This is a genomic window from Photobacterium panuliri (assembly GCF_059920555.1).
In genome coordinates this window covers 1086849-1101207 of record NZ_CP197193.1, presented here as the reverse complement: position 1 = coordinate 1101207, position 14359 = coordinate 1086849, and the positions used below count along the sequence as shown (strand labels likewise).

Here is a 14359-nt window from a genome sequence, read left to right as displayed (position 1 = left end):
AGGTTACGGCAATAGTGTGGTGAGCGAAATTGCAGGGTGTTTGTGAATCATGATCGATGCCGTTGCCCCGACACGCAGTTCGATATCATCGGGTAGGGTATCGAGGCTAATGCGAACCGGAATGCGCTGGGCCAGTCGGATCCACTGAAAGGTTGGGGTGACATTCGGTAGCAGTGATACGCCGGTGCTGCCATCTTTGTGGGCAATGCCGTAGCCAATACTTTCTACATGGGCCGCTAGCGGTTGGTTGCCGTAGGCCATGAGGGTAACGGTTGCCGTTTCACCAGGTTTCACGTCTTTGATATCTGTTTCTTTGAAAAAACCTTCAATCCAGAAACTGTGTTTGTCAACCAACGCAACTACAGGCTGATTGGCAACAACCTGACTGCCAATCCGCAGGTTGAGGTTTGTGATATATCCGTCTACTGGCGCTGTTACCTTAGTAAAGCTCAGGTTGAGTTTAGCTTCTTCAAAAGCCGCCTTGGCGACCATTACCCCGGCTTTGGCCGCCTGAACGGCATTGGCTTGCTGGGTTAGAATTAGCTGTGAGATCGCACCGGGCTGACGCCGAGCCAGAGATCGGCCACGGTAAGCCTCATCTTGTGCCCTTTGCAGCTGTGCCTCGGCCTGAGCCACACTGGCTTCAGCTTTTTCTTGGGCGGCAAGATAGGTGCGAGGGTCGATTTCAAACAGTAAGTCTCCGGCCTTAACCTCGCTGTTATCTGTGATATGGATTTTGACGATAGGGCCGGTAACTCGCGGTGTGATCTGGACCACTTGGGCTCGAATCTGGCCATCACGGGTCCATGGGTTCGTCATGTATTGTTGGTATTTCCAGCCAATCGCAGTAGCTGCCAGAATCATTAGGCAGAAGGTAACAAAAACGCGCTTATTCACAGCAATAATCTCGATAACAGGTTAAGAAGGGAAAACGTAGGTACCAATGAGGACCGTATAAACAATGGCGATGCAGAGTTCGGCCAGAGGAGGGCTGGCGACATATCGATGCCATTGCAGTTTGTTTAATAGCCGGGCTGTCAAAGAGGTACAGACAACCCCGAGAAAGCCTGCAACGAGCAACGGGGGGAGGTAGATATCGCCGATGGCAATTTCTTTGGGGATAGCATTCAGCACAGTCAGGTTCTCTTCTTAAGCGCGGGGTAGGTGGCCAGAAGGGCCAATGTGATAATGCTGTGATATTAATCACATAATTAGCTGGAATAAATATCCATTAAGGGAATACAATCGAAACTCACGGTTTCTAATCAAGCTCGAAAAATGAGCGTAATTGTTGTTAATTGGGGGTGGGGCCTACGTGGATAGAATCACCAGTATGGAAATATTTGTACGGTCCGTTGAGCTCGGATCTTTTGCAGCAGTTGCCGATGAGTTTGGGATAAGTGCCCAAATGGTAGGCAAGCATGTCCGTGCTCTGGAGGCCTCGTTGGGTGCCAAACTGCTGGTGAAATCAACCCGCTTTCAAAGCCTGACGGCTGCTGGAGAGCAGTATTACCAGCGTTGTTTGACCATTCTGGCAGAGCTCAAAGCTGCGCAGGAAGATATTTATCGTAATATGAATGAGCCGTGTGGGAAGCTGAAGATCTGTGCTGGGGTGAATGTTGGAATAAAAGCACTCTCGCCAGCCTTAGCCCGCTTTATCGAGCAGTACCCGAGGTTGGAAATTGAGCTGATATTGGACAACAACCAGCCGGATATCAAAAAAGAGGGGTACGATATTATTTTTCGCGATCGGGTGGATGGCTATGAGTACTTGATCGCCAACAAATTGCGCAGTTTTGAAATGGTGGTGTGCGCCTCTCCGGAATATTTAGCTAAATACGGTGTGCCATCGCATCCGATGGAACTGGAAAATCACCAATGCCTTCAGCCGAGCGGTTTGAATAGTGCTTATAAGTGGTGTTTTTATCACGGTCGGCAAAGTTTTTCGCCATTGGTATCGTCGCGACTGACGATGAACAGCGGGCAGGCGATGATGGCAGCCGCATTGGAGGGCGCAGGGATCACGATGCAGCCGATTTTCCAAGTTAGGGAGGCGTTGTCTACGGGGAAATTGATACAGATTTTGACTGATTATAAATTACCAGAAATTGAGTTGTTTATGCTTTACAAGCCGTCGTTACGCAATACCGCAAGGCTGACACTAATTAGTGCATTTTTAAAAGATGCACTCAGTCGAGTCAGTAATGAGTAGTTAGGTACACCTAGTTACCTCAAGATAGCTTGTGTTGAATCCTGTATTCTTGAGGTAATGTAAGTATATTCAGCTATTAGCAATGGATTTGTTTGTTCTGTTTTTAAATCTCATATTTACTTTTTTTAAAAGTAAATAAATCAACATGTCTCGTTTGCATTATAAAATTTCAGTGTAATAGATGAGTGTTACATTGAATTTACGTGGTCTAAATCAAGTTAATGTGACTTATTTTGATTGTAGTGATTGGTATTTTATTATGTTGTATAGCATTGTGGTATTTACAAGATGGTTATTTATCCTCATATGAGCTCATCGAATATCAGAGTTCAGATTAAATGTCGTTATGCTCTAGCTAGCTTAAATTACAATTGTGGTGTTTTTAGAATAAAAAGGTTTACGGAATGGATGGTAAGCAGGTTCTTAATAGTCAATATTTGAAGTCATTAAGAAGAGAATATGGATTAAGTCAAGAGGCCTTGGCAGATGCATGCGAACGGAAATGCTTGCGAATTTCTATTGCTACAATAAAACGAGCTGAGACAGGAAAGGTAGTAAATTATAGAACGACTAAAAATCTTGCGGCTTTCTATGGCATTGAAGTTAATGACCTTATTATGCTGCCTGATAGTGAAGAGAAAGAGAGTGCTACATGTCAAGAGCGGCTTGGTGTGGTGGCACTTTTCAAAGCCTCTGATGTTGAAGTCTATTCCTATGCACTGGCAAGAATTGAGAGTTACCAGCCATTGCTGATAGAGAAATATGGAACCTATATCGTTGCGGCATTTGGACGTTATTCGAGTGCTATTCAAGATAAAAATAATTTTTCTCAATCAAAGCAAACATTATCTTGTATGTTTGACCTTTTTAACGAAATAAAATCGCGTTCATCAATATTGAGTCCATTTTGTTGCTTAGTCAATGTCACCACAATTTTATGTCAAGAATCGCAATTTTTTCTAGATAAAAAGCAGTTAACGGCGTTAATCGAAACCAGCCATGATATGCCGTACAACACTTTCATTGTGAGCGAATCACTGAGAGCTTTGCATTTACAGCAGTTTCATTTTACGGCGTTGAATGACTCAGTAAAACCTGATTGGTGGCAACTGGATGTAATGAATAGCCTGCCATCTGGCCCTTATTTTATTGGGCGCGATGTTGAGCTTGAGCAAGTTAAACGACAAATTGCTGAAAGTATTCTTACCAATAAGAGCAAAGTGATTGGGATCTGGGGGGAGCAGGGGATTGGTAAAACGTGTTTTTTGCATCAGCTTAGCGAGACGATACAGCAAGATGGTTTGATAACTGGTTGGATTGATATCGAGAAGAATGAATCCAATGTTATCAGAGAGCTAAAACAAGGTAGTGCTGATATTGTCTTTATAGATAACGTCCATTTGCTGAGTGAGCAAGGAATGCAGATTTTGCATGAGGCTGTTGTTGAGATCGCCGACCGGGTGTTGACTGTTATAGTGACGGCGACGGTGGCTGACAAGGCCCGTGTTCAACGGCATATTCAGGTTGATGCAAGTTTGATACTCCCCGCACTAACTGCGAGTGAGTGTAGGCTTTTGGTCTCTCAGTATTCTGGTTCGCATCTACCTGAGGAGATGGCAGAAAAAATAGTGTCAAAATGCCAAGGTAACCCGCTGTATTTATCCTTGTTGCTGTCAAGTCATGATTTGGCGACGGTTCCGGATACATTGCAGTTATTGTTCGAAGAGCAATTAGCTGTGCTATCGCAGGAAGATCGAAATGTATTGAAGATATTGGCGATCGCGAATAAACCGCTAAGGCTAGAAGATATTCGGGCCTTATTATCTGAAAAAATTGATATATCAACACTCTATCAAACCCACCTTGTTATACCTTATGGTGTTGACCAGCTTACTGTGGCCCACGATTTGATCGCTGATGCGCTATCACAAAGTTTGGCAAGCAGTGAGAAGTTATACCTTCATCGTCAGTTAGCGGAATATTTCGAAAAAACAAACATTCCCAATAATTTGACGGGACTCCAATGGTTGGCTGATCAGTTCTTGTCTGCGGGTTTAGATTTTAAAGCGGCTTATTATTTGGGGCGCTGCGGTAATCTGCAATTGGCAGAAGGGCTGTACAGTGACGCTGAAGGGGCAATTAAAGCGGCAGAAAAGCTGCTGGGTAATCTGCGGCTTAAGGGTTTTGATACGGGGACTGTGAGTCAAGCACAGTGTGTCGATCTTGAGCTTGATTTGATGTTCTACCTCGCCAATATTTATAAGGTTCGTTACGGCTGGTTTTCTCCGAGTTTGATCGAACTTTATAATCGGATCATCGAAAAATGCGATATTTCCCAGAGCGAACACCGAAAAATTAATGCGCTGTTTGGCGTTTGGACAGTTGCCCTGACCCGTCTTGATATTGATAAGGCTATATATTACGCCGACAAGGCGTTGGAGCTGGCCGAGTTGCTTGATGATGATGCTGGGCGGGTTCTGTCTTTGGCTGCCCTTGCCAATACTAGCTTTTGGGCTGGCGACGCTCAGCGTACTTACGAGTATAGCTCGCGGGCACTTGAGTGTTGCGATGATGAGTTGCGTGAAAGCAGTCTTGAGCTGGCTGGGCATGATCCACGGATGCTGGCATGGTGTTTTAAGTTATTGTCGGCTTCGCAATTGGGTTTGGAAAACTGCGAATCGATGATGCTGGATATGGTGGACGAAAGTCGAAAGGGCGGGCACGTATTTAGTATAGCCATCGCACTTCAGGGAGCCGCATGGTATTACTGGCATGAGCAAAACCCTGAAAAATCCCTCCAGTATGCGCGGGAGCTGGTTGATATCTCACGAGAATATGGATTTCCATTTTATATCGGAATGGGATCGATAATTGAAGGCTGGGCAGCGTATCAACTGGACCCATCTCCACGTCATATTGAGACCTTGGTAACGGGGTATCAGCGCTGGTTGTCTAGCTCTGGTTTTTGTCTGACTCAGTCAATGTATTCTTTGCTTCTGTCCCAGGTACTGGTTGATGATAGTCAGTATGATTTAGCTGTTAAGGTGATAGAGCAGTCTGTTCGAGACGCGTCGGAAACAGGCGCGCAATGTTATGTGCCGGATATGTTATTTTTAATGGGGAAAATTAAAAATAACGATGAATATATTTCTCAGGCTCTTGCTCATGAAGCTTGTACCCCTTTGCTAAAGCGGCAGATTGAAATGTATGAGCATTAAAATCAATGCAGCTGCGTGAGGTCACCTTATTGTTTTTTGATACTGATTTGATACCAATAAATATTCAGAGGCGGTTACGCTCAAGGGGATAACTGAAATAACAATAAGGACTATTGATGAAGGGTTATTCGTACGACGATTTGAAAGATATTATTCGCGGGTCACATTTTTATGCCAGTGGGGGAGGTGGTGCTTACATCAACGGTGAACTTTTGCTGAAAGACACCAAGAGAGTGATGGACGAGAAGGGGTTGAAGGCTCTTCCATACCTTGATGTTGATGATCCTGAAGTTGGAAGAGCAGGATTTTACGCGCCATTTGTTGGTGCGGTTGGTTCACCTCAGAAATATTGTGATGATGGCTTTATACACTCCCCGCAATGGGCTTTTGATCTTCACCAGCAAGTGATGCAGCATGTTTTGCAGCTTCGCAGTACGACCTTTGATTGTGTCCAAGTTAGCCCTGCTCTAGAGTTTCAGTCTGTCATTGCTATTGAAACAGGAACATTGACGTACGGGATGGCCATGTTGTTGGCGGCGCAAAAAAACATACCAATTATGAATATGGATGGTTGCGGCCGTGCAGTGCCTGTTTTGCCGATGGTTGGCCCGGCTCAGAATGTACCAGGCGCACCGAGACTTTCTCCCGTTGCACTTGTCTCTGAGACAACAATTGCTGATGGTGGTGCACAATTGGTTATTAATACTGATGATTTGGGTAATCTCAATGACATGATGCACGGTATTATTAGTGATGATCAGGGATTTGACCAACGATCAGCCATGAGTTGCTTTGCGATTTCAGGACAAGCTATTCAAGCGAGTCAACAAGGTTATTATGTATCGGGTTCGCTAGAGAGGGCCCGTCTATTGGGGGCGGCGATTAGACTGGCGGAAAAAGAAAGTTTAGCGAAACAAATTGAAGCTGTTAGCGGTGGCATCAAAGTAACAACCGCAACCGTTGTGCATGCAAAGAACTATACGGAACAAGGGTTTGACCTGATTGAAGTCATTATGCACGAGGATGGCGGACGAGGGCGAATTTATCGTGCGGTTGCTGAAAATGAAACGCTTTTGTTAGAGACCAAAGAAAGCGGCTGTGATTACCAGCCAGCAGTAATGGGACCTGACTCAATATGTTACGTAACGACGGACGGACACACATTAAGCAATACCGAGATCAAAGAGGGAATGCATGTCCATGTATTTGCGGTTCAGGCGGCGCAAGGTATGAATACGCCTGCCTTACAGAAGCTGTTCATTAATGAAATTAATACCATGCGTAAGCAGTTGGGTATTAAGCCTGCGATCACTACTTATGTTTCGCCATTTGTAGATCATTGTCAAAATGGAGGTCAATGATGCGTCTACTCGTCGTAACACCGGTTAATACCGATCATTTTAATGCTGAAATAGCTGCAAGTGTGAAAGAGGTTGTGGCTCCGGATACTCGAATCGATGTGAAGAATATCAATCAAGGTACCTCTTGTATCCAGTCACGGGTGGATTTGGCGGTTAATGCTCCGCATGTAATTGAGTTAATCGGCAAGGAAGCCAAGAATTATGATGGTGTCTTTGTTACCGATATGGATATGTGTGGGGTGGAGCAGTCGCGTGAATTGGTTGATATTCCCGTTATTGGCGGGTTTAGGGCTAGTGCATATACTGCGATGATGCTAAGCCAGAAATATGCCATTCTAACCATTCGCGGCACGCACGATTTGCAAAATGAGCATGTCAGGGCGTTTGGTATTCAGGGCAATTTGGCAACGATATCTGCTCTGGATCTTGGTGTTTATGATCTCGACAATAAAGAAAGAGTTTTTGACCTATTGGTTAGCCATGCCTTGAGAGCCATAAAAAGTAATGGGGCTGAGTCCATCATCTTTGGGTGCACAGGGTTTGTTGGTTACGCAGAGCCGTTAAGTAGAGTGTTGTCTGAAGAGCTAAGTTGTTATATTCCCGTCATAGATCCCAATCATTGTGCTATTAAGTATTTGGAATTATTAGTTTTAAATAAATTGAGGCAGAGCCAAATAAGTTACCCCAAGGTTAATGGGATATCTTGATTTTGATAAGGAGGGGAAGCCCTCCTTTTTTATTTCGTGTTTTATTCCATGATGATGCGATGTTTGGCAGTACAGGTATTGAAAAGGGGATCTCGATAATAGCCGATAGTAAGTTGCGAGCCATATTGGATATTTTCTACAGTAAGCGTTTGGTATTGTTCTTCTCTATGAGGCGGAATTACTTTCATTCCAAGTTGGCGGGAACGGCCTGTTACGTCATAAATGATGATGGCATGATTTACTTCATTATTTGGAGTATGAGGCAGAGCGTAGTATCTTATTCTAAAATGGTAACTATTTTCGTTGGTTGTAACTTTTAATATTTCAAGATCACAGAATTGTTTTTCAATAATTTCACCTTCGCAAAAAACGATATAGCAGGATATATCTTGCCCAAACTCTGAGTATTGCGTTAGTGCTAATGTGAATGTGCCCCGGGAAAAATCGATATCAGATTCGATGTAGGTTCTGTATCCAGTGACGGAGGCACTGATAGCGTGAAAAATACAAAGGGGATCATGATTGAAAGGGGAAATTGCACCTTGGAAAAGTAAGAAAGCATAGTTGTTGATAGGAGAGCCGGTGCGTGTTGTTTGCTCGCAGGTATGGTATTCGATAAAGAGCCGATGAGGAGACTTTCTGTTGATATTAATGTTCTCAATAGCATCGCAATACTTGTTGATGCCGCTAAAACTAACCATCATATGCTCTTTAACCCGATAAGGTGTTGTTTTTCTACATAGACTTTAATCTGATTTTAGCGATGAATCAGTATCATTTTGGTATTAGTTTACTGATACTATTGATTTTTTTGTAAATGGTACGAGAGGGTGAGGAACTTAGCCAAGCCCTTAGACTTGGCTAGTTAATGACAATAGAGCAAGGTGTCTTGAATAGCTGTTGTGGTATTACGGAAAGCCACCCGCCTCGTCTGCCATATTCCACCAAAGAAGCTCGATTTGTAACACCGACACTGGAAAACTTGACGATTAAATTGGCAATTTGTTTCTCTACAGCCTTAGGTGTACGGTGGATCAGTTGGGCAATTTGCTTGGTTTGGCGTCCCCTTAACAACCAGAACAAGACAATTTCTTGTGAGTTGGTTAAGGCTATCATTTCGGGTGCCAACGTACTGAACGACTTTGTGTTGTTGTCCAGTGCAAAGACTTCTGCGAAGGTGGCTAGGTTGACAACCTCTCGTAGATTTCGAGCCTGAAACTGTATGCCCCAAGGTTCACCCTGAATGATGATAGGGCGTTTGTCAAAAGTGTATGCGTCAAAACCATGAGCATATTGATGAATATCAATGGTTGAAATGGTTTTGTTCTCACGTATAGCAATTTTGTCTTGTTCTAAAAAGGTTGCTGCAAATTGGGCGGTATCACATGGAATCTCACTATCAGTAAGCCCTGCGATATCGTTTGGCGCATTAACTAATGCACGGTATGCGGAATTCGCGTACGCAAAAACACCGTCTTTAGATTTTAGTCCGGCCGGGTGAGAGTATTGTTCCATCACGTCAATCATGACAGATATATATGTTTTGCTATCTATTTTCACTGAAACATTCTACCAAGAGGATGGATAAAAAAAAGTAGGGTAATTACCCCTTTTTACTGAATAAAGTTGTTTATTTGAAAATGCAATAACGCCAACCTCTGGTTTAAATCTGTTTAATAGCAACAGGTTGCATTTGATACTTACATGATACTGAATTATACCCCTTTGTCGGGGTAGATTTAAATATGAGCATATTGTAGCTCTGCCATAGGCAGACTTATGTCATTGGATACCAAGGAGGAATTTAAAATGTGCCCGCATTGTCATGTTCAAATGCTTAGACGGAAGCGATCAATTATTCAAAAGTTATATTGTTCGACTATTTGGAAATGCCCGAGGTGTCATTATTTAGTGAAACTGTGATATCTCGCCATATCATGGTTTATACGTTTTATTTAAAAAAATGGTGTTTTTCCCATATCGTAAAAATAAGCTCAGTGGCAGGTGATAGATAATATGAGCATATGCCACTTTTTTTTGTTCATTTATGACGCGGCGAGGCAGGTTGGCCATAAAGGTGATAATTTTAGGGTGATCATTGTGTGTGTCTGTTAAGATTATTTTATCTAGGATGGAACAAAATAATCACACAATTGATTGTAAAAATGCTAAAAAAATTATTGTTGCTTGCTCTCGTGTCGCAGCCTTTGTTGGCAAACACGATCAGTGAACAGGTTGACCTGTTAGCCAAGGATGTCTACCGAGGTGCCGGTTTGCAACCTGTGATCGATTACCCTCTGTTTCGGGAAGGGGTTGAGGCATACCTGACGCAGGGATCCGGAGCCAACCCTAACTTGGTGATTATTGATTTTAATCGCCCGTCTGATGAGCGTAGGTTTTATGTTGTTGATTTATTAGGCAAAAAGTTAAGATATCAAACATATACGACCCACGGTATTGAAAGTGGGGGAAAATACGCGACTCGCTTTTCTAATACGGCTAACTCGCGCCAAACATCATTAGGCATCTATAAAACAGCAGAAACATACTACGGAAAGTATGGCTATTCATTGCGTTTGGATGGCCTTTCTGAAGGTATGAATGATAATGCCCGCGATCGGCTGATTGTTATTCACGGGGCAGATTACGCCTCTCCTGATTTTCTTGAAAAGAATAACTTCATCGGTTGGAGCTGGGGATGTCCGGCCCTTCCTCCTGAGCAGACCCGAGAGATTATTGACTTGATTAAAGGGGGAAGTATTGTCTTGGCGAGTCGGCGACATAGATTGAATCAAGAAAGGAATACGCCGGTTTCTAATCGTGTGGAGCCGATGGAGACAGAGCAAACAGAATCATTTATTGCTATCAGGCGTTAGACGCCCCGGGAAGGAGTACGGGGCGTCATAGATAGTGTGTCGTTATTCGTGATTACAGCGCTGTTTCCAAAATGGCTCGGCTCTCGGTCAATGTGACATTGCCACGCTCGCCAAGCACGGTCATCCCGTGTTTTTCCAGGCTTTCCATAACGGGATCAATAGCGGTGCTATCTAGTTCGACATCCGCCAAGCAAGTTGGAACTTCCATTGTTTTGAAGAAGTCGATGGTTTTTGCAATAGCGGCATCAATACGCTCGTCGTTGCTACCTTCGGTAATGCCGAAAATGCGTTCGCCGTATTGCAATAGTTTCTCTGCCTTGTCAGCTCGGCGCTGTTTCATGACCGCGGGCAGAATGATGCTGAGAGTTCGTGCGTGGTCGATGCCATAGTTACCAGTTAGTTCATGGCCAATCATATGTGTTGTCCAGTCCTGCGGTACACCGACACCAATCAAGCCGTTAAGTGCCTGAGTTGCAGACCACATAATATTAGCGCGAACAGCCAGATCATTTGGCGTTGAGAGTGCTTTAGGGCCTTCCTCAATCAGGTTCATCAGCAGGCCTTCAGCAAAGCGATCCTGAACCTTGGCATTGGCTGGGAAAGTTAAGTACTGCTCCATCACATGGATATAGGCATCAATCACCCCGTTGGCGACCTGTCGAGGAGATAGGCTGAGGGTTGTGCTCGGGTCAAGTACCGCAAAAATAGGCTGGACCAGTGGTGACATGAAAAATAGCTTGTCTTTGCCGCGTGATACTACAGAGCCAGCATTGCTTTCTGAGCCCGTTGCCGGCAAGGTCAAGATGCATCCTAGAGGCACAGCATCAACAACCGGTTGCTGTTTGGCCAGAATATCCCATGGGTCGTTGCCTGCGAAGCGGGCTGCCGCAGAGATGAATTTGGTGCCATCAACGACAGAACCGCCGCCGACCGCAAGTAGGAAATCAAATCCACCCTCTTTGACCTTGGCTACAGCCTGCATCAACGTATCGTACTGCGGGTTAGGCTCGATACCGCTGAATTCATCCCATTGATGCCCACTCAATGCGTTGGCAACCTGATCGTAAACCCCATTGTGTTTGATTGAGCCGCCACCGTATACAACCAGCACTTTTTTGTCTTTAGGGATGTCATTGGCAATGGCTGCAATTTGTCCTTCGCCGAAGTGAATGCGGGTTGGGTTGTGGTAGGTAAACTTGTCCATGCGATATCTCCGTTGTATCGAGTGACTGGATTGAGGGATGACAGTGCGATTTTCGCAAAAGCCTCTCTGAGCTTGTTGCCAATAGTCTATGCCAGCAAGAGACATAATGGCATGCTCGATCCTGTTTTATCCTTGCCTATTTCTACTTGATTAAGCATAGTGATAGCATACGCATAAAGAGGGGATATAGCCGTTGTGATTGAGCATTGTGCAGAGCTTGGCGAGTCATTGTGTCGGTATTATCAGCTAGATAAAGGCCCTGGAATTGTCGAAACCGCTGTTTCTGGAGTACGTTTATTTCGGATAAATCGTTATCACCGTATGACCCCGCAAATGTACCAGCAAGGTATTGTGGTGATTTTGCAAGGGAACAAGGTCGGGCATTTGAATGATTATCAGTTTGAGTACGATACCGAAAATTGCCTGATTGTGGCAACACCATACCCGATTGCCTGTGAGACCTTTGCTTCTGAGGAGGCGCCGCTGGTCGGGTTGGATATTGATTTTGACCTGACGATTATTCAAGAGTTGGTTGATACCGTGGAGCATTTTTCACAGCAGGGGCAAGCTTGGGCTCAAGAGCAGAACAGAGGGGTGGCCGTAACCCCAATAACCCCTGCTATTCGTGATTGTTTGCGCCGTCTGCTAGGGTGCTTGGCAAGTCCGGTGGATGCCAAGGTACTCGGCAGGCAGGTTGTTCGCGAATTGTATTATTTGCTGCTGAGTAGCGAGCAGGGAAGTCTGCTTGCCCATTACTGCAAGCAAGATAGCGCCCTGGCAAGGGTCTCCAAGGTGATCAACCATGTCCAAAGTCACTATGACCAAAAGCTGGTGATTAATGAACTGGCTGAGATGGCCGGGATGAGCGTGTCGGCATTCCACCGGTCGTTCAAGCAAGTTGTGACCGATCCGCCCTTGCAATATATCAAGAAAATACGTTTGAACCGGGCCAAAACCCTGATGGTGCAAGACGGCATGGCAGCCAGTGTGGCGGCATTGAAAGTTGGGTATGAAAGTCCGACTCAGTTTAGTAGGGAGTTCAAGCGCTATTTTGGTGTGCCGCCAAGCCAAGCAGCTCATATCGGATTTTCCTAGAAATTTGAAGCAAAACAGGCAGGTTGTTCATATTTACTTACATATAAAACACTGTTTTATTGGTTAAGTTTTGGTTCAGATTATACGTGTACAGTGTTCATAAAACACAGGGCAATGACGATTTGCCTGATGATTGATAATCATTGACTAAGGATGAATTTATGAAAAAGTACGCGGTAGCCTCAACTCTTATCATTGCATCTCTTTCCGCAGCCCCAGCTTTTGCCAATTCCAGCCAGTGGTTTGTCGGTGGTGGTATTGGATACCAGAATGACAGGGTAGAGCAGACGATCCTTAATGAGCACAAGAAGACTAATGAAGATGTCTCCTATCAGTTGCGCGGTGGTGTGATTATTGACGATCATCACCGTATTACCGGTAGTTATAGCTATTTTGAGGACAAGTTTGAGCATGCCCTTCTCGGTTTGGATACTAAGCAGAAGCAGCAAATGTTCTTGGCTTCTTATGACTATCTTCTGCCAGTACACCAAAATATCAATTTGTTTGCCGGTGTGAGTGCGGGAATGGCCTATAACAAATTTGAAACGGATTTTGCGGCCAACAGCTCGACAGACTTTGTCTGGGGTGGTCAAGTGGGTGCTCAATACAACATTGGTAACAATTGGTCGACAGATTTGACATACCGTTACTTGGATCAGAACTACAATGAAGGAATGACAAAGGTTGATTATACCCAGCAGGTGGTGTGGTCAGTCGATTATAAGTTCTGATATCTATATCGCGTGGCGATAATTATCTTCAAAACAAAGGGCCATCAGGCCCTTTGTTTCTCCCCCCGCTTTACCAAGGATCATGAAGGTTGCCGTAGGCATGAATGCTGTGCCAGTGCGACCATCGGATGTTCTTGCATATCTTGTTATTCATCGTACCGCGCGGTTTAGATGAATTAAATCTTGAATTTACAATTCTTTATATTGGTATATTCAGGTTGAGTTAAGATTTAAAACAATGTTTTTTATTTTAAGTTCTGATTAAGGTTCTGGGTGTATCGTAATTCCAACACGGTACAAAACACAGAGTGCTCCCTGTTAGGAATTGGCTTAATGGTAGGCCGTTGAGCAGGGGGAAAGGAGTTAGACATGAAAAAGATCACAGCAATTTCGACTTTAGCCTTGGCAGTTATGGCATCTTCCCCAGCATTTGCTGCAGATACGCAATGGTTTGTTGGTGGTGGTGTGGGTTACCAAAACGACAAACTGAAAGGTACTGATGCCCCTAATGGCGAAGATGCGACTTATCAGTTACGTGGCGGTGCGATTTTGAATGATCATCACCGCGTGATGGGTACCTATAGTTATATGGATAAGTCATCGCAAAATATGTTCTTGGCCTCTTATGATTATCTTGTGCCGGTGCACCAGAAAGTGAATTTGTTCGCCGGTGTTTCAGCGGGTGTGGCAGATAACAAAGTCCGTAATGAAAGTTCGACAGATTTTGTCTGGGGCGGTCAGGTAGGTGCGATGTATAAATTTAACGACAAGTGGTCAACGGATGTCACTTATCGTTATCTTGACCAAGATTACGAGGAGAACAATACCCGGTTGGATTATTCTCAGCAGGTTGTGTTGTCCGTCGATTACCGATTCTGATTTACACGGGTTGTCAGTGAAGGGAGGGTAACCTCCCTTTTTTTGTTAGACGCTGATTCCATTAAGGGTGCTTGAA

The 14359-nt window shown here is 44.4% G+C and carries 12 protein-coding genes and 1 pseudogene; 8 read left to right on the top strand and 5 right to left on the bottom strand.

Going from position 1 to position 14359, the window contains the following annotated elements; translation table 11 throughout:
- Positions 1–3: 3 nt before the first annotated feature.
- Together ACSF8X_RS21340 and ACSF8X_RS21335 are read right to left on the bottom strand one after the other, a co-directional pair.
- A complete protein-coding gene (locus ACSF8X_RS21340) occupies positions 4–897 on the bottom strand; it encodes an HlyD family secretion protein (protein WP_047878948.1) in 894 nt (297 codons plus the stop codon).
- Between the two features lie 21 nt (positions 898–918).
- Complete coding sequence (locus tag ACSF8X_RS21335) at positions 919–1134, bottom strand: DUF1656 domain-containing protein (RefSeq protein ID WP_053062451.1); 216 nt, start codon at positions 1132–1134, stop codon at positions 919–921.
- 199 nt (positions 1135–1333) lie between these two features.
- Between ACSF8X_RS21335 and ACSF8X_RS21330 the strand changes: the two genes are divergently transcribed.
- The 4 genes from ACSF8X_RS21330 to ACSF8X_RS21315 all read left to right on the top strand — a co-directional run bounded on the left by ACSF8X_RS21330 (position 1334) and on the right by ACSF8X_RS21315 (position 7498).
- Complete coding sequence (locus tag ACSF8X_RS21330) at positions 1334–2212, top strand: LysR family transcriptional regulator (RefSeq protein ID WP_500851371.1); 879 nt, start codon at positions 1334–1336, stop codon at positions 2210–2212.
- A gap of 404 nt (positions 2213–2616) precedes the next feature.
- Positions 2617–5430, top strand: coding sequence for a hypothetical protein (locus ACSF8X_RS21325; RefSeq protein ID WP_500851370.1), 2814 nt, complete (start codon positions 2617–2619; stop codon positions 5428–5430).
- A gap of 116 nt (positions 5431–5546) precedes the next feature.
- Complete coding sequence (locus ACSF8X_RS21320) at positions 5547–6791, top strand: S-methyl thiohydantoin desulfurase domain-containing protein (RefSeq protein WP_500851369.1); 1245 nt, start codon at positions 5547–5549, stop codon at positions 6789–6791.
- Positions 6788–7498, top strand: a complete 711-nt coding sequence (locus tag ACSF8X_RS21315) for an aspartate/glutamate racemase family protein (protein ID WP_157037823.1) — start codon at positions 6788–6790, stop codon at positions 7496–7498. The genes ACSF8X_RS21320 and ACSF8X_RS21315 overlap by 4 nt, the downstream gene beginning before the upstream one ends.
- Positions 7499–7539: 41 nt before the next feature.
- On the opposite strand, the gene ACSF8X_RS21310 is transcribed toward ACSF8X_RS21315, so the two are convergent.
- Positions 7540–8202: a hypothetical protein gene (locus ACSF8X_RS21310; protein WP_500851368.1), complete on the bottom strand. Its 663-nt coding sequence runs from the start codon at positions 8200–8202 to the stop codon at positions 7540–7542.
- A gap of 157 nt (positions 8203–8359) precedes the next feature.
- Positions 8360–9058: a helix-turn-helix transcriptional regulator gene (locus ACSF8X_RS21305; protein ID WP_240478296.1), complete on the bottom strand. Its 699-nt coding sequence runs from the start codon at positions 9056–9058 to the stop codon at positions 8360–8362.
- A gap of 605 nt (positions 9059–9663) precedes the next feature.
- Here ACSF8X_RS21305 and ACSF8X_RS21300 point away from each other — a divergent pair.
- A pseudogene (locus tag ACSF8X_RS21300) lies at positions 9664–10275 on the top strand (murein L,D-transpeptidase catalytic domain family protein); the annotation flags it as partial.
- A gap of 151 nt (positions 10276–10426) precedes the next feature.
- Here ACSF8X_RS21300 and ACSF8X_RS21295 read toward each other — a convergent pair.
- Positions 10427–11578, bottom strand: coding sequence for an iron-containing alcohol dehydrogenase (locus ACSF8X_RS21295; RefSeq protein WP_500851367.1), 1152 nt, complete (start codon positions 11576–11578; stop codon positions 10427–10429).
- A 195-nt stretch (positions 11579–11773) separates the two neighbouring features.
- Here ACSF8X_RS21295 and ACSF8X_RS21290 point away from each other — a divergent pair, with 195 nt between their 5' ends.
- The 3 genes from ACSF8X_RS21290 (at position 11774) to ACSF8X_RS21280 (ending at position 14283) form a co-directional block, all read left to right on the top strand.
- Positions 11774–12673, top strand: coding sequence for an AraC family transcriptional regulator (locus ACSF8X_RS21290; RefSeq protein ID WP_500851366.1), 900 nt, complete (start codon positions 11774–11776; stop codon positions 12671–12673).
- 161 nt (positions 12674–12834) lie between these two features.
- Positions 12835–13404, top strand: a complete 570-nt coding sequence (locus tag ACSF8X_RS21285; RefSeq protein WP_047878941.1) for a porin family protein — start codon at positions 12835–12837, stop codon at positions 13402–13404.
- 369 nt (positions 13405–13773) lie between these two features.
- Complete coding sequence (locus ACSF8X_RS21280; RefSeq protein ID WP_047878940.1) at positions 13774–14283, top strand: porin family protein; 510 nt, start codon at positions 13774–13776, stop codon at positions 14281–14283.
- The last annotated feature ends 76 nt before the right edge of the window (positions 14284–14359 follow it).

Excerpts from the sequence above, each read along its gene's own strand:
- ACSF8X_RS21310 (WP_500851368.1), bottom strand. The coding sequence starts at position 8,202 with ATGATGGTTAGTTTTAGCGGCATCAACAAGTATTGCGATGCTATTGAG.
- ACSF8X_RS21280 (WP_047878940.1), top strand. The coding sequence starts at position 13,774 with ATGAAAAAGATCACAGCAATTTCGACTTTAGCCTTGGCAGTTATGGCA.
- ACSF8X_RS21320 (WP_500851369.1), top strand. The coding sequence starts at position 5,547 with ATGAAGGGTTATTCGTACGACGATTTGAAAGATATTATTCGCGGGTCA.
- ACSF8X_RS21330 (WP_500851371.1), top strand. The coding sequence starts at position 1,334 with ATGGAAATATTTGTACGGTCCGTTGAGCTCGGATCTTTTGCAGCAGTT.
- ACSF8X_RS21325 (WP_500851370.1), top strand. The coding sequence starts at position 2,617 with ATGGATGGTAAGCAGGTTCTTAATAGTCAATATTTGAAGTCATTAAGA.
- ACSF8X_RS21285 (WP_047878941.1), top strand. The coding sequence starts at position 12,835 with ATGAAAAAGTACGCGGTAGCCTCAACTCTTATCATTGCATCTCTTTCC.
- ACSF8X_RS21295 (WP_500851367.1), bottom strand. The coding sequence starts at position 11,578 with ATGGACAAGTTTACCTACCACAACCCAACCCGCATTCACTTCGGCGAA.
- ACSF8X_RS21315 (WP_157037823.1), top strand. The coding sequence starts at position 6,788 with ATGATGCGTCTACTCGTCGTAACACCGGTTAATACCGATCATTTTAAT.